General features: G+C 40.3%; 14 protein-coding genes. 7 read left to right on the top strand and 7 right to left on the bottom strand.

Annotation, left to right across the window (positions count from 1 at the left end; all coding sequences use genetic code 11):
- Positions 1-247 precede the first annotated feature (247 nt).
- Positions 248-463 carry a cold shock domain-containing protein CspD gene (gene cspD, locus PASHI_RS02965; RefSeq protein ID WP_036968098.1) on the bottom strand — a complete coding sequence of 72 codons (216 nt, stop codon included), beginning with the start codon at positions 461-463 and terminating at the stop codon, positions 248-250.
- Between the two features lie 209 nt (positions 464-672).
- Here cspD and clpS point away from each other — a divergent pair, with 209 nt between their 5' ends.
- On the top strand, positions 673-981 hold the full coding sequence (gene clpS, locus PASHI_RS02960) for an ATP-dependent Clp protease adapter ClpS (RefSeq protein ID WP_161804337.1): 309 nt from the start codon (positions 673-675) through the stop codon (positions 979-981).
- A 71-nt stretch (positions 982-1,052) separates the two neighbouring features.
- The gene (gene clpA / locus PASHI_RS02955; RefSeq protein ID WP_054561665.1) at positions 1,053-3,317 is read left to right on the top strand and encodes an ATP-dependent Clp protease ATP-binding subunit ClpA; all 2,265 of its coding nucleotides are present in this window, start codon (positions 1,053-1,055) and stop codon (positions 3,315-3,317) included.
- Positions 3,318-3,491: 174 nt separating this feature from the next.
- On the opposite strand, the gene infA is transcribed toward clpA, so the two are convergent.
- The 4 genes from infA to trxB form a co-directional block, all read right to left on the bottom strand.
- A complete protein-coding gene (infA, locus tag PASHI_RS02950) occupies positions 3,492-3,710 on the bottom strand; it encodes a translation initiation factor IF-1 (RefSeq protein WP_002962494.1) in 219 nt (72 codons plus the stop codon).
- A gap of 90 nt (positions 3,711-3,800) precedes the next feature.
- Complete coding sequence (locus PASHI_RS02945) at positions 3,801-4,505, bottom strand: arginyltransferase (protein ID WP_054551468.1); 705 nt, start codon at positions 4,503-4,505, stop codon at positions 3,801-3,803.
- Positions 4,498-5,214, bottom strand: coding sequence for a leucyl/phenylalanyl-tRNA--protein transferase (gene aat, locus PASHI_RS02940; RefSeq protein ID WP_062564527.1), 717 nt, complete (start codon positions 5,212-5,214; stop codon positions 4,498-4,500). Before aat ends, PASHI_RS02945 begins: the two co-directional genes overlap by 8 nt.
- 105 nt (positions 5,215-5,319) lie before the next feature.
- Positions 5,320-6,270, bottom strand: a complete 951-nt coding sequence (gene trxB / locus PASHI_RS02935; protein ID WP_054551466.1) for a thioredoxin-disulfide reductase — start codon at positions 6,268-6,270, stop codon at positions 5,320-5,322.
- 288 nt (positions 6,271-6,558) lie between these two features.
- On the opposite strand from trxB, the gene pssA reads away from it, so the two are divergent.
- Entirely contained in the window at positions 6,559-7,884 is a 1,326-nt protein-coding gene (pssA, locus tag PASHI_RS02930; protein WP_054561662.1) for a CDP-diacylglycerol--serine O-phosphatidyltransferase, read from the top strand.
- Positions 7,885-7,943: 59 nt separating this feature from the next.
- On the opposite strand, the gene PASHI_RS02925 is transcribed toward pssA, so the two are convergent.
- The gene (locus PASHI_RS02925; RefSeq protein ID WP_062564591.1) at positions 7,944-8,687 is read right to left on the bottom strand and encodes a YciK family oxidoreductase; all 744 of its coding nucleotides are present in this window, start codon (positions 8,685-8,687) and stop codon (positions 7,944-7,946) included.
- Between the two features lie 228 nt (positions 8,688-8,915).
- Between PASHI_RS02925 and PASHI_RS02920 the strand changes: the two genes are divergently transcribed.
- Entirely contained in the window at positions 8,916-11,348 is a 2,433-nt protein-coding gene (locus PASHI_RS02920) for a VolA/Pla-1 family phospholipase (RefSeq protein WP_062564526.1), read from the top strand.
- 115 nt (positions 11,349-11,463) lie between these two features.
- Positions 11,464-12,480, top strand: a complete 1,017-nt coding sequence (gene sohB / locus PASHI_RS02915; protein ID WP_062564525.1) for a protease SohB — start codon at positions 11,464-11,466, stop codon at positions 12,478-12,480.
- 63 nt (positions 12,481-12,543) lie between these two features.
- Here the strand turns inward: sohB and PASHI_RS02910 are convergent, their stop codons facing one another.
- Entirely contained in the window at positions 12,544-13,875 is a 1,332-nt protein-coding gene (locus PASHI_RS02910) for a dicarboxylate/amino acid:cation symporter (RefSeq protein ID WP_062564524.1), read from the bottom strand.
- Positions 13,876-14,067: 192 nt separating this feature from the next.
- Here PASHI_RS02910 and PASHI_RS02905 point away from each other — a divergent pair, with 192 nt between their 5' ends.
- Together PASHI_RS02905 and topA are read left to right on the top strand one after the other, a co-directional pair.
- Positions 14,068-17,493 carry a hypothetical protein gene (locus PASHI_RS02905; RefSeq protein WP_062564523.1) on the top strand — a complete coding sequence of 1,142 codons (3,426 nt, stop codon included), beginning with the start codon at positions 14,068-14,070 and terminating at the stop codon, positions 17,491-17,493.
- A 309-nt stretch (positions 17,494-17,802) separates the two neighbouring features.
- Positions 17,803-20,463, top strand: coding sequence for a type I DNA topoisomerase (gene topA, locus PASHI_RS02900; protein WP_062564522.1), 2,661 nt, complete (start codon positions 17,803-17,805; stop codon positions 20,461-20,463).
- Positions 20,464-20,602 lie beyond the last annotated feature (139 nt).

The following is a 20,602-nucleotide window of genomic DNA, read 5'->3' as shown; positions in this document are numbered from 1 at the left end:
AGACTGTAAAATTCTTATAGCTCAAATAAGCAAATTATGAAATTAGCCAAAAGCCTTACGTCAAAATGACGAAAAAGCTAAATTTAAGCAACAAGAGTGTAACAAGCTTGGCTCTAAAGGGCTAATAACAATTAAACAATTGGGGTAAAGAAATGGAATTTCAAGGGAAGTGAGAGATATATTTAAATGAGAAGAGTAAGCGAGGATCTTAACAAGGTCGCTCGCTTGATACTCGAATAGGTTTTACCTAAGAGATTTCATCGTTAGGCGCAATATTCGTTGCGTGTAACCCTTTTGGACCTTGTTGCAATTCGAATGTTACATCTTGACCAGCTTTAAGTGTTTTATAACCGTCCATTACAATCGTTGAGTAATGAGCGAATATATCAGTCTCGCTGCCGTCTTCTACGATGAAGCCAAAACCTTTGGCATTGTTGAACCATTTGACTTTTCCACAAGCCATACTTCTACATCCTTCTATAAGTTGACTAATTTAGTTATTCTAAACCGTGTAATTTGCTAGACTGACTAATGATTAATCAATCTATATTTGACTGTAGTTTATTTAGCCAGTCAGTCAAGTGTTTTAGACTATTTTTTAACAATTTATTTATTTTTTTATTCAAGTTTGCTTGAGTTCTAAAGACAAGACTATATTTAATTATGAGTGGCATGAAAGATTCTGGTGTTATTGAAACAGTTCGCGACAGTGAAAAGCAAAAATTGCAACCACCGCGAAAATATAAAGTCATTTTAAATAATGATGATTACACGCCTATGGACTTTGTGATAGAAGTACTAATGACGTTTTTTAATATGGATAGCGATAGAGCAACAGATGTGATGCTTCAAGTTCATCATAACGGTAAAGCAATTTGCGGTGTTTACAGCGCCGATGTAGCTCATACCAAAGCTGAACAAGTTAATCGTTACGCACGAGACAACGAGCATCCACTGCTATGTAGTTGTGAGCAGGAATAAATACCAAGGTAGGGTGAACCAATTAGCCCGTCACAACGGTATATAAATATTATCTCAGTAAGGGGTTGCCAATGCTAAACAAAGACTTAGAACTAACCTTGAATGCGGCGTTTCGCGAAGCGAGAACACGCCGTCATGAATTTATGACTGTCGAGCATCTTTTACTTGCACTGCTCGATAACCCTTCTGCTGGAGAAGCGCTAAACGCCTGCGGCGTTGATATGGGCGCATTAAAAGTCGAATTATCAGATTTTATTGATGAAACAACGCCGGTTATTCCTGATCTTGAAGAAGACAGAGAAACGCAACCGACGTTAGGTTTTCAGCGTGTATTGCAGCGCGCTGTATTTCACGTGCAATCATCTGGCAAAAACGAAGTAACTGGCGTTAATGTGCTAGTGGCAATTTTTTCTGAGCAAGAAAGCCAAGCTGTTTATTTACTTAAAAAATCAGATGTTAATCGTTTAGATATTGTTAACTTTATTTCGCATGGCATTTCTAAAACAGATGATGATATCGGCGGTGAAGATCACGATGACATTCATGAAGAAGTGCAAGAAGTGCAAGGTGAAGAGCCGACTAAGCTTGAAAACTTTACGACTAACCTGAATCAGCAAGCGATTGATGGCAATATTGACCCATTAGTGGGTCGCGACAACGAAGTTGAACGCACTGTACAAGTGTTATGTCGTCGTAAGAAAAATAACCCGCTCTTGGTTGGTGAAGCAGGGGTGGGTAAAACAGCCATTGCTGAAGGCTTAGCTTATCGTATTGTAAATAAAGAAGTGCCTGAAGTGATTGCCGATGCTGTTGTCTACTCACTCGATATGGGCGCATTATTAGCGGGTACCAAATACCGTGGCGACTTCGAAAAACGTTTCAAATCGCTGCTTAAAGAGTTACAAGCTAAACCAGGTTCAATTTTATTTATTGATGAAATTCATACCATCATTGGTGCCGGTGCAGCATCGGGTGGCGTAATGGATGCATCGAACCTAATTAAACCGCTACTTTCGAGTGGTAAGCTGCGCTGCATGGGCTCAACGACTTATAACGAGTTCAAGAATATCTTTGAAAAAGACCGTGCGTTAGTACGTCGTTTCCAAAAAATTGATGTGCTTGAGCCAAGTGTGGCTGATACCACGAAAATTCTTAACGGTTTAAAAGAGCGTTACGAAGAGCATCATGGTATTCGTTATACACAAAAGGCATTGAAAGCGGCAGCAGAACTTAGTGCTAAATACATTAATGAACGTCATTTACCAGACAAGGCTATTGATGTTATTGATGAAGCAGGTGCTAATCAGCGTTTACAGCCTGTTTCTAAGCGTAAGAAAACAATTGGCGTGGCTGATATCGAGCTAATTGTATCTAAGATGGCGCGTATTCCTCAGCAAAGCGTTTCATCTAGCGATAAAGAGACGCTTAAAAACCTTGACCGTAACCTGAAAATGCTAGTGTTTGGTCAAGACCAATCAATCGATGCGTTGACTTCAGCAATTCGTTTATCGCGCTCTGGGCTTGCTAACGAAGACAAACCAGTGGGTTCGTTCTTATTTGCAGGCCCAACAGGGGTTGGTAAAACAGAAGTCACTAAGCAGCTTGCTAAGTGTATGGGTGTTGAGTTTATTCGCTTTGATATGTCTGAATACGTTGAACGTCATGCGGTCAGTCGTCTAATTGGTGCACCTCCTGGCTATGTTGGTTTTGAGCAAGGTGGTTTGTTAACTGAAGCGGTAATTAAAAACCCGCATGCAGTTGTACTACTGGACGAAATTGAAAAAGCACATTCAGATATTTACAACATTCTACTGCAAGTAATGGATCACGGTACACTTACTGATAACAACGGCCGTAAAGCCGATTTCAGAAATGTTGTATTGGTGATGACGACGAATGCGGGTGTTCAAGAGACTGTACGTAAGTCGATTGGTTTTACCGAACAAGACCATTCTCATGATGCGATGAGTGAAATCAACAAAGTGTTTTCACCTGAGTTTAGAAACCGCTTAGATAATATCATTTGGTTTAATCACCTTGAGAAAGAGATTATCTTGCAAGTGGTTGATAAGTTCATTGTTGAGTTACAAGCGCAACTTGATAAGAAGTCGGTTAACCTTGAACTTACATCCAAAGCAAGAGAGTGGTTGGCAGATAAAGGCTATGATAAAGCGATGGGTGCACGCCCAATGGCGCGTGTTATTCAAGATGAGCTTAAAAAGCCGCTGGCAAATGCAATCTTGTTTGGTGAGCTAGCCGATGGTGGTTCGGTTAAAGTATCTGTGAAAGATAAGAAAATCCACTTTGACTTTGAAACTAGCCTAGAAACAGCTTAAGTTGTTTTTATCTAAAAACAAAAAGCCCAGCAATTGCTGGGCTTTTTGTTTATTAAATGGAATTAAAACTAAATTAGTTTTAACACCATTTAACAAACGCTTTTAGCTCTTTGTAATAAACACACCTGCTCATTCAAAGCAGCAAAAAGCTAAATCTCTCGTTAACGCACTAACTTAGCGAGCACGGAATACGATGCGACCTTTCGATAAATCGTAAGGAGTCATTTCTACGGTTACTTTGTCGCCAGTTAAGATGCGGATGTAGTTTTTGCGCATTTTACCAGAGATATGAGCCACAACAACGTGACCATTTTCTAGCTCAACTCGGAACATTGTATTTGGTAAAGTATCAAGGACCGTACCTTGCATTTCGATTACGTCTTCTTTCGCCATGTTTAGCGTAACACCTCTTTAATAGTTAAACGCTGCAGATTTTGCCGAAAATACAGCAATAAGTAAAGCTACAGGGCTTAATTTTGTAAATTAAATCGCCAACCACTCGTCGCCAATGTGCTTTTGTGCAGGCAAAAATTGGGTTTTATATTTCATTTTAGTGCATTCGTCGATTTGGTAACCTAAATAGACAAATTGTTTTGCTTGTTGTTTTGCAAATTTAATTTGCTCCATGATCATGATGCTACCAATACTGTATTGCTCATAATCGGGATCAAAAAAGGTATAAATCGCTGATAGGGCATTGGTCATGCAATCGGTTACCGCAACAGCAACTAATTTATCGCCATCTCTTAACTCTATGAACGTAACGGGTAGCCACTGGCAAAACAAAAAGCTTTCGTACTGACTTTGATCAGGCGGAAACATTGAACCATCTTGATGCCTTTGCGTGATGTATTTGCAATATAACGGGTAATATTCTGCGCGTTCGTATTCACTATAACTGACTGTGAAAACCTTATTTGCTTTATTTAATTTGCGCTTTTGTGATTTTGAAGGGGTAAATTGTTGGGCCAAAACGCGCACTGAATTACAGGCATTACAAATAGGGCAATGTGGACGATAGATTTGGTCGCCACTGCGTCTAAAACCCAATGCTAATAACTGTTCAAATTTATCAGGGCAATAACAACTTGGGTCAAGTATAACAAGTAGTTGCTCCTGACGGTCGGGTAAATAACTGCAATCAAATTGCTGGCTTAAACCAAGCCTAGCGGGTAAGTGCTCAGTCATAAATATTAATCAACTCTTGTGGTTGCCACATATCTTTTTTAGGCACATAACTGTGCGCTAATTTAAGTCTAGTTAAAAATTCTCTACGTGGGATAACTTTTGCACCTAAAGTGATTAAATAAGGGTTTTCTAGTTGGCAATCAATAAAATGGGCTTGGTGCTTCTTAAGCCAATTAACTAATGCCCACATCGCCAGCTTTGAGCCATTACTGACTTGATGAAACATTGATTCACCACAAAATATGCCATTTTGCATAATGCCATAGAGACCAGCTACGAGTTCATCTTGGTGCCATATTTCAAGGCTGTGTGCTAGACCCTGGTGGTGCGCTTCAATGTAGGCATGCATCATTTGCTCAGTGATCCATGTACCTTCTGCATCGATACGTTGCTCACGACAGGCATTGATAACGTGGGCAAATGCGTGATTAATAGTGACACGTACAGGAAAACGCCTTAAATGCTTTTTTAAACTGCGACTAACATGAAATTCATTAAGCTCAATAACACCACGCATGCTAGGTGACCACCACATAATAGGCTCATAGTCACTAAACCAAGGGAAAATACCGGTGTTATAGGCATTTTTAATGCGCTCAACTGATAAATCCCCGCCAATTGCTAACAGGCCATCGGGCTCATCAAGGGAGAGTTCTGGGTCTGGAAAATCAACAGTCTCGGGCGAGAGTTGGTATAGTTGCTTGATCATATCAGCGTATCGTTGTTATTTGCTCTGATTTTAACAAAAATTTAGCTATAAAAAAGGGGCTGTTTTACAACAGCCCCTAGTATTTAGTGCTTTAGATCAACTATTTTATAGGTTATCTAAGAAGCGTTCTGCATCAAGTGCAGCCATACAACCAGTACCTGCTGATGTGATTGCTTGGCGATAAATGTGATCAGATACATCACCTGCAGCAAATACACCTGGTACGCTTGTTTGTGTTGCGTTACCGTTTAAACCAGACTGAACGACTAGATAGCCGTCTTTCATTTCTAGCTGACCTTCAAACATGTCAGTGTTTGGCTTATGGCCAATTGCAATGAATACACCGGCAAGATCTAAGTTTTCTGTTTCTTCAGAATCAGTTGCTTTGATACGGATGCCAGTAACGCCCATTTCATCACCAAGCACTTCATCTAATGTACGGTTGTAATGTAAAACAACGTTACCGTTTTCAGCTTTCTCTTTTAAACGATCAGCTAAGATTTTTTCACTACGGAAGCTGTCACGACGGTGGATAACGTGAACTTCATCAGCGATATTTGATAAGTAAAGTGCTTCTTCAACAGCAGTGTTACCACCGCCCACAACCGCTACTTTTTGACCACGGTAGAAGAAACCATCACAGGTTGCACAAGCAGAAACACCACGACCTTGGAAGTTAGTCTCTGATTCTAAACCTAAGTATTTAGCCGACGCGCCTGTTGCGATAATTAATGCATCACACGTATATGTGCCTGAGTCACCAGTTAAAGTGAAAGGGCGCTTTGAAACATCAACTTTATTAATGTGATCAAAAACAATTTCAGTTTCGAAACGTTCAGCATGCTCTTTCATACGGTCCATTAATGCAGGACCTGTTAAACCGTGTGCATCGCCAGGCCAGTTTTCAACTTCAGTGGTTGTCGTTAATTGACCACCTTGCTGAATACCAGTGATAAGAACAGGGTTAAGGTTGGCACGTGCTGCGTATACCGCTGCCGTGTAACCAGCTGGGCCAGAACCTAAGATTAATAGTTTACAGTGTTTTGCGTCACTCATGGTTTTTCCTAAAAACGTTTCAATACGATGTCTATGCGCCCGATTCTAAGAAAAACAAGGCGGATGTAAACAAAAGCCCTGATTATTTTTTTAGTCAAATCGCTAAGCTGTCAAATAATCCTTACTTATTATAATTTAAATAACTCTTTTTGCTCATAAAATAGGCTAATTACAAATTGTTCTGTGATCAAAGTACGGTAATTCATGACCAAGCAATATTTTTTTGGTATGTTTTAGCTAATTTTGATATTAGCTCTTGGTATGAGCTAACTAAACGAACAGGCAATTATGGTATTTTGGCAGGAAAAGCCCGCTTTTGGGCTGACTACAGAAGACGTACAAGTCTTAACCAATGCAAAAGAGTATCGCACTGAACTATTGCGTTTAATTGGTGCAGCGAAAAAAAGAATTTATATTACTGCTTTATATTTGCAAGACGATGAAGCTGGGCGAGAAATATTAACAGCGTTACATGAGGCATCACTTGCTAACCCTGAGTTAGAAGTAAAAGTACTGGTTGATTTTCACCGTGCTCAACGTGGTTTAATTGGTGCGGCTAAGTCTGATGGCAATGCCAGCATGTATTGTGATTTTCAAGAGCAGTATCAATCAAATGTTAAAGTTCATGGTGTTCCAGTAAAAGCCAAAGAGCTTTTCGGGGTACTGCATTTAAAAGGCTTTGTGATTGACGACACATTATTATACAGCGGCGCAAGCTTAAATAATGTATATCTTCAGCAAGACGAACGTTACCGTTTAGACCGCTACTTTTTAGTTCGCCAAGCTGGTTTGTGTAATTCGGTCATCGAATTTATAGAAACACATCTTTTAAGCTCAGCAGCAGTGCCACGTATTGATATGCGTCCACTGGTAAAGTTTAATGATATTAAAGTCGCGCAAAAACAATTGATGCGTGAACTTAAATCGGCAAGTTACGAAAGTGCTGCAGAAGCTAGTGCCGGTGAGTTGGGTGTGCGTTTATTTTTAGGTTTAGGGCGTAGAAGTAATAAGTTGAATCGTTTAATTAAGTCGTTATTCGATACCACAGAGCAAGAACTCGTTCTTTATACCCCTTACTTTAACTTTCCTGCGCCATTAATGCGTTCATTACGCCGTTTATTGAAGCAAGGCAAGCAAGTAACTATTGTGGTAGGGGATAAAACCGCAAACGATTTTTATCTGCCGCCAAGTGAGCCATTTAGTAAAATTGGTGCATTACCTTATTTATATGAAACCATTTTATATAAGTTTTTAAAGTCACAAAAACGCCACATCAGTAATGGTAATTTGAATGTATACCTTTGGAAGCATGAAAGTAATTCTTTTCACTTAAAAGGGATTTGCTCTGATAAGCGCTTACATTTATTAAGTGGGCATAATTTGAATCCACGCGCATGGGGCTTAGATATCGAAAACGGTATTTTAATTGACGACCCTAAGCAGCATATTCTTGAGCAAATAGAAAATGAAAAACAAGCTATTTTGCAGCACTGTCGTCGTTTAACAGGTCCACAGGATTTAGAGACGATGGATGACTATCCTGCACCGGTTAAAAAGCTATTGGGGCAGGCTAAACGTGTAAAAGTTGATTTTATTATCAAACGTTTTATTTAATCGAAAATTAAAAAAGCAGCGAAAGCTGCTTTTTTGTATCTGGATATTAGCAATCTGCTTTATTTTTGCTGAGCATCTAAAGACTGGCCGTTCACCTCTTTAGAGTCGTCGCTCATCAAGTATAAATATGTTGGCATTAAATCTTCAGGTGTTGCTAACTTATCTCTATCTTCACCAGGGTATGCTGATGCACGCATCGATGTGCGGGTAGCACCTGGGTTAATACAGTTCACGCGAATATTGGTTTTACCCACTTCACAAGCCCAAGTTTGCATCATACCTTCAACAGCAAATTTTGAGATTGCATACGCACCCCAGTGTTCACGGCCTTGGCGACCAACACCTGACGAAGTAAAAATAACAGATGCGCTTTCAGATTTGCGAAGCAGAGGGAACATGAATTTAGTGATCATAGCTTGTGCAGTTACATTCACTTTCATGATGTTTTCAAAGGTAGAAACACAGAAATGTTCAAGTGGGCCCAATGAACCTAAAATACCAGCGTTATTGAGTAAACCATCTAACTTACCGAACTGCATTTCGATGGTTGCAGCTAAGTCACGGTAGTTTTGTTTTGTGGCACCTTTTAGATCCATTGGCACAATAGCCGGTTGTGGATAGCCTGCATTTACGATTTCATCATAAACACATTCAAGTTTATTGGTTGTTTTTCCAAGTAAAATAACAGTGGCACCATGCTTAGCATAAGTTAATGCGGCAACACGACCAATGCCGTCACCAGCACCTGTTATTAAAATTACTTTGTCTTTTAGCGCATTCTCTGCGGCTTTATAAGTATGCATAAACGTACCATCGATTAGATTTTTCATCATTTTACCATAGCAAAAAGCCAAGTTATCGAATTTATTGCAAATTAAGGTGGCGAAAATTGAAACTTTACGTTAACTTTAACTGGTCTAATGTCTCATTAATAACCTAATTACATTAAATTAACTTAGAATGAAGGTAGTAGAATAACTACTTTTAACCCTGAACACACAATAACAATAAGATTTGCGCGGAGCGAAATTATGAAAAAACTGCTACTCTCACTAGCCATTGCGTCAGCCATTACTGGCTGTGGTGGAGGAGAAACATTAGAAGATGTAAAAAATGATAATCCTCCTGTTCTCCCAACCGCGACAGTAAAATTTGACCCAGCGAATAGTGTAATCTCAGTACCGAATGATTTACTGATGAGTGGTACCCTTGATGGTACTTTAAACATGCCGGGTGAATTAGACGACAACAATGTCAGTGTTGAACGTGCAGCTTATGCTGATCCTCAGCTTGCACTTGGTGCCCTTGATGGCTGGTCAACACAAACTCCGTTTAAAATCGATTTAACTTTTCCTGCGGGTATTTCTCTTGATATGACTTCTGCTGCTTCACCAGGAGCTGTGCGTATTTTTGAAGTTGTAATGGGGGCAAGCCAAACAGATGAAACTTGCTCGCAAGTTCCAGCGGGTATTGCTTGTAAATTAGTGTCTGAATTAACCTTTGGCGTTGACTTCATTACCCAAGGCTCTGGTGATGCGGTTGCTGTTATCCCACTTAAGCCATTTAAAGCGGGCAGCACTTACATTAATGTTCTGACAACATCATTAATGGACTCAGAAGGGCGTTCAATTGAGCCATCTTCAACTTATGCACTAGTGAGCGAAGAGACAACACTTATCACTGATTCGCAAAAGTCACTTCAAGCGGTTATCAATAGCTACGAAGATGCAGTGACATCGGGTGGTGCCATCACAAAAGATGAAATTATCTATTCTGCTGCCATGACAATGCAATCAGCAGGTCAAGTACTTGGTACCGTAAAACAGCTTCTTGCTGCAAGTTTAACGCAAGATGCACTACCTACGCCGATGGTGCAAATTCCTGAGCAACCTGTTATTACGGTTGAGCAAGTATTCGCATCACAAGGTATTACTGGTTTATCACCTGTTTTTGGCGGTGTACAATATCAAAAAGGTAGCGTGATGTTACCTATGTATTTAGCCACGCCTACAGGCACAACGGTCGATGACTTATCAGCGACTTATTGGCAAGGTTTATGTGATAGTGGTGTTGCTGTGTTAGGTTATGCGGCAGCAGCCGGTGACTCATTCCCAACAGACCCAATTAGTGAAACTGATGGCCTTTGTATGGCGTTAAGTGATGGTAAGTTACGCGACTTAGGTTTAGACCAAACTAAACACTTAACTAAGTACAACACGATTCCAAAAACACAAAGCATTGCGAACGTGCCAGTACAAATTACTAAACCAATTTTACCTGTGATCAATGCAATACGTGGTCAGTTAGGTATGGATGAGTTAGCAATGCCTGAAGGTGGTTGGCCTGTCGTTATCCTTCAGCACGGTATTACTTCTAAAAAAGAAGATATGCTAGCTATTACCGCACAGCTAACAATGCAAGGCTTTGCAACAGCTGCAATCGATCACCCTATGCATGGTGAGCGTGGTGTAGATGTAGACGGCGACGGTACTGACGACTTTAATGCCTCTACAGGTTCTGTATTAAGCTATATGAACTTACAGTCATTATTAGTAGCGCGTGATAGCTTACGTCAATCAGTTGCTGATTTACTTGGCTTACGCTTAGGTCTTAACTTTACCGGTGCTGCTGATTTAAATGCCCAAGATGTATCATTCTTAGGTCATTCATTAGGCTCGGTAGTTGCTCCAGCATTTGTTGCTGTGACTAATGCTCCGCTAGCTGATCAAGTTGATCCAATGTTCAACGTTAAAAGCGTAGCACTTGCCAGTGGTGGCGGTGGTATCGCCAGCTTCTTAATTGAGTCAAATACATTTGGCCCATTTGTACAAGGCTCTGTATTACTTGCAGCTGGTACAGCTGAATCTGCGGAGTTTGGTGCTTATGCTCAAAATGAAGCGCTATCGAACTGTGGTTCACTTGCGTCTAACCAAACTGCTTTCGTTACATGTGCTTATAAAGAGTACGTAAGTTCGTTAACAATGGCGGGCGAAACAGCAAAATTAGCTAACATTCAAAGTGTGATTACTCAGTTTGCTTTTGCTGCGCAAACAGCACTTGATAGTGGTGACCCTTCTAACTACGCAGCATCTGTTGCAGCACTTGGCACGCCAGTATACATGAGCGTTGTAGTGGGTGATGGTGAAAATAACAATGCTGATATGGTTATTCCACCTATGGTAGCGAGTAACCCAATTGCTGGTAGTTTACCTCTTGCTAACCTAATGGGTTTATCAACGGTAGCTGAAACACAAGGTCCAACAGCTGATGCAATGAGTTATGTGGTTAAATTCACTAAAGGCCATCACAGCTCAGTGTTAACACCTGTTGCAACGGCAGATTCAGGTGCAACAGCTGAAGAAAGTGCTGCGGCAACTGCAGAAATGCAATTGCAAATCGCGACTTTCCTAGCAAGCCGTGGTCAGTATCTTCAGGTTACTAATACAGAAGTCGTTACTGAATAATCGAAACCTTACTAATTAAGTAATAACCAATTAAGCAAAAAGCCACATCATGTGGCTTTTTTTTGCTTTAAAGCGTGGTAAATTGTGCCGATGCATTAATAAATGGAGAGTTTGATTGGAATTTTTATATGAATACGGGTTATTTTTTGCAAAGACCCTGACATTTGTCATCGCAATTGCTGTGATTGTTGCCATTATCATGGGCGCTGCAGTGAAACCCAAAGCGAAGAAAGGGGAGATAACAATTGATGATTTGAGTGAGCAACTTGATGATCTAAAACAAAGCTTTATCGAAAATACCCTTTCAAAAAAAGAGCTAAAGGCTCACCAAAAACAGCAAAAAGCTGAGGCTAAAAAACAGCAAAACGACGAGCCTAAATCACGTTTATATGTAATTGACTTTAATGGCAGTGTTGATGCCCACGAAGTAGAAAGCCTACGAGAAGAAATTACCGCTATTTTAACCATTGCCGACAAAGAAAAAGATCGCGTGCTGGTACGCCTTGAAAGTGGTGGTGGTGTGGTGCACGGCTATGGCCTTGCTGCCTCTCAACTACAACGCTTACGTAATGCTGGCATTCATTTAACTGTTGCTATTGATAAAGTAGCAGCAAGTGGTGGCTATATGATGGCCTGTGTGGCCAATGAGATTGTTGCAGCACCTTTTGCAATTGTTGGCTCGATTGGTGTTATTGCGCAAATTCCTAACTTTAATAAAATCTTGAAAAAGAATGATGTTGATTTTGAGCAAATCACCGCAGGTGAATACAAGCGTACGCTAACTATCTTTGGTGAAAATACCGATAAAGGTCGTGAAAAATTCAAAGAAGAGATAGAACAAACCCATGGTTTATTCAAAACTTTTGTGAGTGAGCAGCGTCCATCTCTGGATATTGATACTGTTGCAACCGGTGAGCATTGGTTTGCTACCCAAGCATTCGATAAAGGCTTAGTTGATAAGATTGACACAAGTGATGATATCTTATTGAGCCAAGCGAAAGAACGTCAAATTTATAAAGTTAAATACCGTATTAAGAAGAATTTAAGCGATAAGCTTGCTGTTGGTTTAAGTTCAGGAGTAAGTAAAGCGGGTGTTAGTTTAATGTCACGTCTTAAAGGCTTAAATCCATAACCAAGCACTATCAATAAAAAACCCGCTAACTTAGCGGGTTTTTTATGGGCTGCAGATAAGTAATTACTTAATTGACTTATGATAGTCCTCTAAATCTTTAGCGGCATTTGGGTCGTTAAATACGTCCTCATCAAATTCACCTTCAGATTTTGCAACCACACAGGTAACCATACAGTCACCGGTTACGTTGACAGCGGTACGTGTCATATCGAGTAAACGGTCAACACCAATGATGATAGCAATACCTTCTACAGGTAAGCCTACTTGGTTTAACACCATGGCTAACATAATAAGACCAACACCGGGTACGCCCGCAGTACCCACAGAAGCAAGTGTTGCGGTTAAAATTACCATTAAGTAATCAGAAATTGTTAAATCAACTGAAAATACCTGTGCGATGAACACGGTAGCAACACCTTGCATAATTGCAGTGCCGTCCATGTTAATGGTTGCGCCTAAAGGCACAGTAAACGAAGCAACTGAGTTGTGTGCACCTAACTTCTTGCTCGCAGTTTCAAGGGTAATAGGCATAGTTGCACTTGAGCTAGATGTACTAAACGCAAATAGGCATGCGTTTTTCATCTTCTTTAAAAACGTCACTGGATTTAAACCAGTTAATACTTTTAATAAGATACTATAGTTTATAAAGCCATGAATTAAGAGCGCGAAGACCACCACGCCAAAGTATAAGGCAAGGCTTGTGATGAGTTTAAAGTCTATAGTTGTGAATAACTTAGCCATTAAAAAGAATACACCGTAAGGAGCGATATTCATCAGTAGGGTAACAAGTTTTAAAATAACGGTGTTTAAGTCTTCGAACACGGTTGCAACACGTTTACCTGCTTTACCGCTTAAAGCCATCGCCACACCAAATAACAAAGCAAATACAATAACTTGCAGCATATTGCCATTTGCCATTGCATCAATTGGGTTGGTAGGGAACATTCCAATAATGACTTGTGCAAGGGTAGGTGCTTCTTTAGCACTGTAGGTCGCATCTGATGGTAGGTTAATACCTTCACCAGGATTAACTAATAGCGCTAGTGTTATAGCAACGGTGATCGCTATTGCTGTTGTTACTAGATAGAGTAAGATTGATTTTCCACCTAATCGACCTAGTTTTTTAGGGTCGCTTAAGCTACAAGTACCACAGACTAATGATACAAAAACCAGTGGCACCACAAGCATCTTTAAGCTTGCAATGAAAATTTGACCACCAACATGGAAAATACCATCAACAAAAAATGCTTTAATTGGTAAAGAGAATAACCCTAGTGGAATAAGGAAATCGTCTTCACCCGCTAAAATGGCTTGAAAGATAAAACCAACGATTACACCCAGTACCATACCTACCATGATACGAGATGTAAGGCTTAAAGATCGTACTTTTGACATACACCCAGTCTATTTTTTTATAAATTTTGCCATAGACTACCAGCATGAAGATTTTTATACAGAAAAATTCGATAAATAGTTAAATAATTTCGTTGCCTTTAAAGGAAAAAAATTATGATCTTCGTTTAATTTTTAGGTTAATATTAGGTAAACAATCAAATAAGTAAAAAATAGCTAACTAGGGAGAGGTCGATGCCTTTATTGCGATGGCTAAGTGTTTTAGTTTTCATCTCATTGTTAGCCGCCTGTGGCGGTGGAGGATCATTAGATAGTGATTCATCCGATGGAGATGATGACACAACCGTAGAAACAAACTATGTTGTGTCTGTTCAAGGCTACAACCAATCTACTACAGATGAAGCGAGTGCAGTTACAGCTGACACACCGTTAACCATCTCGGCAACATTGACTAATAATGACGAAGCCGTTGTAGGTGCAGTTATTAATTTCAGTCTAGATGGTGACATAGGTCTATTAGACCCAGTTTCTGGAACAGATTTAACTGATTCTGATGGTGTTGCATCAATTACGTTAACTGCGGGTGATACTGCGGGGGCAGGTATTGTTACTGCTACATATGTAATTGATAGTGAGACATATACTGATACGTTTGGTTTTACATCAGATGGCTCTGAAACAGATGACTCGAGTGTTAGCGGTAGTGTTACGCTAAGCCTTAACATCGTAGATAGCTCAGGTCAGCCATTCTCTCTAGATAACCCAGTAAGTAAAGATAACAAAGGTACGGTTACTGCGACTTTACTTGATGAAGACACGCCACTCGATGGGCAACTTATTTCATTTACTACTAACTACACAGGTAAAATTACACCAGTACTAGGCACAGCCCTTACCGATGAAAATGGTGAGGCATTTGTAACGCTTAGCAGTGGTGACTCAAAAGGTGCAGGTCAAGTCGTTGCAACTTACACAGATGAAAGTGGTAACAGTATCACAAAAATCGCAGGCTTTATTTCAAATGGTGATGATGCCCCGGTTGAAAGTGCTGAAGCTGAGCTTGATATTAAACTACTTCAAGGCTGTGCGACTGATTGGGATGCCAATCGCAGTACAACATCTCTTGAAACTACTTACTTAACGTCAGGGTGTACGGTTGTAAATCAATTCTCATCTGATGAACTTATCGATGTAATGGTAAAAGTGACAGATACAAGCTCGGGCGACGGTATCGACGGTATTATCGCTGAGCTTTCAACAGATCTTGGTGGTTTATTACCAGAATCTGGAAAGGCGCTTACTGACAACTTTGGTTTTGCCATTTTAAAATTACAGCCTGGCGCAAACAGTGGTGCGGGCGAGGTTACTGTAACTGCTAAGTCTGTAACTTCTTCAAAAGCATTTGAAATTGCGACAGCTGAGTTGAGCGTTGAAATTTCAAATGGTCTATATAACAAGCTAGATGACTCAGGCAATGTTATTGATGATGAATTTGTGCCGCTTGCTGCAGGTGCGACAACTGTTATTACGGTAACAATTTACGATGCAGCTGGTGATTTATATGTTTCTCCTCTTGATGTTGAGTTCACTTCAGGGTGTGTTGAGTCAGATTTATCTGTAATGGATGAAACCGCGACGAGTATTAGCGGCATTGCTACAGCAACATACAGAAGCAACGGCTGTAACACTTCACAGGGCGATACAGTAACAGCGACTGTACTAACAGGTGGAACACCAAAAGTGGTATCAGTGAACGTGCCTGTATCAGCTGCTGAAGTAAGCTCAATCGAGTTTGTAGAAGCGACAGAAAATGTGCTTGCTCTAAAAGGGACGGGTGGTGTTTCACGTCAAGAAACAAGTCAACTTACTTTTAAACTTACCGATGCAATTGGTAATGTTGCAAAACAAAAACGTTTAGATTTCCGCTTAAGCTCTACCAATGGTGGAATTTCACTCTCTGAAGTGACAGATGCAAGTGGTTATTCTCATGCCAGCGTGTCAACCGACTCAGAAGGTTTAGCTCGAATTCAGATAAATTCTGGTTTTGTTCCACAAGCAGTGCGTGTACAAGCCTGTTATATTCCTGATGACCAAATCCCAGCAGATCAAAATGATAATGTTACTTGTTGGAAAGAGCTTTATGACGAATGTCTTCTAGATGAAGCAGACCGTGATAGCAGTGTCTCATGTCCTTCTGGTGAGCTTTCGTTGGTTTCATTAGATGAGCAAGTAACAAGCGTATCAGATCTTGTTTCAATCAGCTCAGGCTTACCTGATGGTAATAGCTTTACCGCAGGCCCGGAAATCATCAACATTGAAGCATTAAATTACATTGGTGATACCACAGATATTTCGGTTTATGTTGCAGATCACTTTAATAACCCAGTACCAGATGGGACTTCGGTTTATTTAACGACAGAAGGTGGCGCTGTAGGGACATTAGATGGTGAGGAGTTTAACCCTCAACTTGAATGTAACACGGTTGATGGTGCGTGCGTTGCACAGTGGCGCTCACAAAATCCGATTCCATTTAGCGAAGATAAATGGGGCAATAAAATCAATAGCACTAACCCAAAAACAAGTGCAATTAACTGCGACCTATATTTTGGTGTGGCAGCACCTTGTATGGCGGGTATTTTAAATGCTGCGTTTGATGATGATGGTGTACCTCTCGGTGGTCGCGCAACAGTACTTGTGACTGCAAAAGGTCAAGAGTCATTTATCGACATCAATGGTAATGGACTTTATGACAAAAATGAGTATTACAGTGGTTATGACTTACCTGAAGCGTTTGTCGATCATAATGAAAATGGCGTTTATGACGGTCTAGCTGCAATTTATGACCCAGTTACAGCAGCGGTCACTAAAGCTGCTGAAAACTGTCAAGAAGGTGATGCAAGCGACCCATGTAGTGCAACGAATACTAATGCAGGTCATACAGAAGAAAACTTCGATATTGACTTAAATGAGATGCATACACTTGCTGATGGTAAATACAATGGTCTTGAGTGTTCTGAAGATGCGACAACACCTGATGAAGACGCAACATTTGAGACTTTATGTACCAAAGAGCTTATTGATGTTCGTGACTCATTTGAGATTATTATGTCAGGAAGCTTTGCATACAGTCGTTTTGTAGTAACAAAAGATGAGCTACGTAATCGCTTTGCTGAAGCACTTGCTGAAACAACAGAAGACGATCCAACTGTATTTACAGATAATGCAATGCAACTTGCTGTTGATATTGAGAACTGTAGTACAATTTATCGACAAGCAGATACGCAGTCAGGTGCTATTATTGCTCGTTTAGAAGCCACAGCGAATACTGACTACTGTGATTTAGGCTCAATTAACATTACTACCGCTGATTCAGGTAACCAGTTGTCAGCGCTGAGTTTTGAGCTTTATTTCTCTGATATTTACAACAACCCAATGCCTTCAGGCACCGCGGTTGCAATTAGTGCAGATAATGGTGATTACAGTGGTACATCTGGTTTTGATATAGGTAATACAAGTCAAACAACAGCGACTGGGGTTGCCCTTACGATTAGCCGTGAAGCTGATCCAAATGATAAAACAGATGGTTTCTTAACTGTTGAATTCACAACAGGAAAAGACAATGTATCGACTGCTACAATAGCAATAAGTGACGATGGCTAATTAATTAGTTATTTGTTTAAATTTAAAAAAATGCCAACCAGAAGGTTGGCATTTTTGTTGCTGTTCTATATATTCCCCTTGAAATTACCGCAAAACACCACATTGACTAAATTAGCAACAAAAATTGTTTAATTATTCACTCAATGAAGAAAAGTTTCTATTAAAAGCTTGTAACAATTGGTGTTTGTAGATATACCTATAAATATTCGTGCTCCAATGTTAAAAAATCATACTTATTTGTTTAATGTGATGGATATACATTTATAAGGGCAAAAAACTTTTAAAATACTCGGTCAGAAATAGGCAGCTATGGGCAAATCACTTGTAATTGTAGAGTCTCCAGCAAAGGCAAAAACAATTAATAAATACTTAGGTAACGATTTCATCGTAAAGTCCAGCGTTGGACATGTGCGTGATCTACCAACTTCAGGTTCAGGCAAAACGAAGACTGCAGCGACGAAAACGCCTGCTGAAGTTCGAAAAATGTCACCAGAAGAAAAAGCTGCCTATAAAAAGCAACGCGATTATAAAAATCTTGTTGCTCGCATGGGTATTGATCCTGAAAAAGGCTGGGAACCACATTACGAAGTCTTACCGGGCAAAGAAAAAGTTGTTCAAGAATTAAAAAAACTTGCAGAAAACGCCGATAAAATCTATCTCGCAACCGATTTGGATAGAGAAGGGGAAGCGATTGCATGGCACCTCGAACAGATTATCGGTGGTGAACCTGAAAAATATAAGCGAGTTGTTTTTAACGAAATCACTAAAAATGCGATTCAGCAAGCATTCGAAACACCAGGTGAATTAAACACTGACATGGTTTACGCGCAACAAGCGCGTCGTTTCCTTGACCGTGTAGTGGGCTTTATGGTGTCTCCATTGCTATGGGCTAAAGTGGCCCGTGGTTTATCAGCTGGTCGTGTGCAATCTGTCGCAGTGCGTTTACTTGTTGAACGAGAACGCGAAATCAAAGCATTTATTCCTGAAGAGTTCTGGGATATCCACGCCGATGTTAAAAATACAGAAGCAGCTTTACGCCTAGAAGTGACCAAACACGCTGACAAGCCTTTTAAGCCAGTTAATGAAGAGCAGGCGATGTCTGCCGTTAGTCAACTTGAAAAAGCTGACTACAAGGTCATTAGCGTTGAAGAAAAGCCTAGTAAGAGTAAACCAAGCGCACCATTTATTACTTCAACCATGCAACAGGCAGCAAGTACACGCCTAGGTTATGGTGTTAAGAAGACCATGATGCTGGCTCAACGCTTATATGAAGCAGGTCACATTACTTATATGCGTACCGATTCAACTAACTTATCGAAAGATGCGGTTGAAATGTGTCGTGATTACGTGACAGAGCAGTTTGGTGAGAAGTATTTACCGAAAGCACCGATTAGTTATAGCTCAAAAGGTAATGCTCAAGAGGCGCACGAAGCGATTCGTCCTTCTAGTGTTACTGTGTTGTCTGGTCATTTAGACGGTGTTGAAGCGGACGCTAAAAAACTCTACGAATTAATTTGGCGTCAGTTTGTTGCCTGCCAAATGGTTCCAGCAGAATACGATTTAACAACTTTAACAGTTGGCGCTGGTGATTATCAGTTAAAAGCAAAAGGCCGCGTGCTTCGTTTTGATGGTTGGACTAAAGTTCAGCCAGCTGTTCGTAAAAAGAACGAAGAAGATCAATCACTGCCTGCGGTTAAAGAAGGTGATGTACTGACCCTTGTTGAGTTAGATCCTAAACAACATTTTACAAAGCCACCTGCACGTTTTAGTGAAGCAAGCTTAGTTAAAGAATTAGAAAAACGTGGTATTGGTCGTCCTTCTACGTATGCATCAATTATTTCAACGATTCAAGACCGTGGTTACGTACGTGTTGAAAACCGCCGTTTCTTCGCCGAAAAAATGGGTGAGATTGTTACAGACCGTTTAGTTGAAAACTTCGAAGATCTGATGAACTTTGATTTTACCGCTAAGATGGAAGGTCGTCTGGATGATATCGCAGAAGGTGAGCGTGTTTGGACACAAGTTCTCGATAAATTCTATGCGGACTTTTCAACTCAGCTTGAAATTGCCTCTGGCGACGAAGAGCACGGTGGTATGCGTCAAAACCAAATGGTCGAGACTGATATCGATTGTCCGACTTGTGGTCGTAAGATGGGTATTCGTACCGCATCAACCGGTGTGTTCTTAGGTTGTACAGGTTATAACCTGCCACCAAAAGAACGTTGTACTACAACAATGAATTTAGTGCCAGGCGATGAAGCCATTGCGGCAGATGTGGAAGACGTTGAAACAGAGTCACTAATGCAAATGAAGCGTTGCCCAATCTGTGAAACGGCAATGGATTCATACTTAATCGATGAAACGCGTAAATTGCATGTGTGTGGTAATAACCCAGCATGTAAGGGTTATATCGTTGAACAAGGTACCTTTAAAATTAAAGGTTACGACGGCCCAATTATCGAATGTGATAAATGTGGCTCTGATATGCAGTTAAAATCGGGTCGTTTTGGTAAGTACTTCGGTTGTAGTAATGAAGAGTGTAAAAATACACGTAAGTTACTTAAAAACGGTGAAGCCGCGCCACCAAAAGAAGATCCAGTTCATTTACCTGAACTTGAGTGCGAAAAATCAGAAGCTTACTTTGTACTGCGTGATGGTGCATCGGGTATTTTCTTAGCTGCAAATACCTTCCCTAAATCACGTGAAACACGTGCGCCAAAAGTGGAAGAATTAAAACGTTTTAGAGACCGTATTTCTGAAAAGTTTTATTACCTTGCTGACGCACCTGCAAAAGACCCTGATGGTAATCCTTCAGTCGTTCGATACAGCCGTAAAAATAAAGAGCAGTATGTAATGAGTGAAGTAGATGGTAAAGCCACAGGCTGGACTGCTCATTACCAAAATGGCAAGTGGGTAGAAGAGAGTAAAAAGAAAGCGCCAGCTAAGAAAAAAGCGGCGGCTAAAAAGTAAGTTTACATCTATGTAGATTATAAAAAGGGGTTGCAGTTGCAACCCCTTTTTTATGCTTGTATGGCATCGCTAATGTCGTTTTTTACCAATCTTTGCTTTTAGGCTGTTGTTATTCTGTCATCAACATCAAGACAGGAGA

Origin of the sequence: Pseudoalteromonas shioyasakiensis, from assembly GCF_001550135.1 — a bacterium.
Classification (GTDB): Bacteria; Pseudomonadota; Gammaproteobacteria; order Enterobacterales; family Alteromonadaceae; genus Pseudoalteromonas; species Pseudoalteromonas shioyasakiensis.
The sequence above is the reverse complement of the archived record's forward strand: the minus strand, read 5'-3'. Positions and strand labels throughout refer to the sequence as shown.

Bases quoted from the DNA above. Each gene is read 5' to 3' on its own strand.
- aat (WP_062564527.1), bottom strand. From the start codon at position 5,214: ATGATCAAGCAACTATACCAACTCTCGCCCGAGACTGTTGATTTTCCA.
- clpA (WP_054561665.1), top strand. From the start codon at position 1,053: ATGCTAAACAAAGACTTAGAACTAACCTTGAATGCGGCGTTTCGCGAA.
- PASHI_RS02920 (WP_062564526.1), top strand. From the start codon at position 8,916: ATGAAAAAACTGCTACTCTCACTAGCCATTGCGTCAGCCATTACTGGC.
- clpS (WP_161804337.1), top strand. From the start codon at position 673: ATGAAAGATTCTGGTGTTATTGAAACAGTTCGCGACAGTGAAAAGCAA.
- PASHI_RS02925 (WP_062564591.1), bottom strand. From the start codon at position 8,687: ATGCATACTTATAAAGCCGCAGAGAATGCGCTAAAAGACAAAGTAATT.
- PASHI_RS02905 (WP_062564523.1), top strand. From the start codon at position 14,068: ATGCCTTTATTGCGATGGCTAAGTGTTTTAGTTTTCATCTCATTGTTA.
- PASHI_RS02945 (WP_054551468.1), bottom strand. From the start codon at position 4,505: ATGACTGAGCACTTACCCGCTAGGCTTGGTTTAAGCCAGCAATTTGAT.
- cspD (WP_036968098.1), bottom strand. From the start codon at position 463: ATGGCTTGTGGAAAAGTCAAATGGTTCAACAATGCCAAAGGTTTTGGC.
- infA (WP_002962494.1), bottom strand. From the start codon at position 3,710: ATGGCGAAAGAAGACGTAATCGAAATGCAAGGTACGGTCCTTGATACT.
- topA (WP_062564522.1), top strand. From the start codon at position 17,803: ATGGGCAAATCACTTGTAATTGTAGAGTCTCCAGCAAAGGCAAAAACA.
- trxB (WP_054551466.1), bottom strand. From the start codon at position 6,270: ATGAGTGACGCAAAACACTGTAAACTATTAATCTTAGGTTCTGGCCCA.
- pssA (WP_054561662.1), top strand. From the start codon at position 6,559: ATGGTATTTTGGCAGGAAAAGCCCGCTTTTGGGCTGACTACAGAAGAC.
- PASHI_RS02910 (WP_062564524.1), bottom strand. From the start codon at position 13,875: ATGTCAAAAGTACGATCTTTAAGCCTTACATCTCGTATCATGGTAGGT.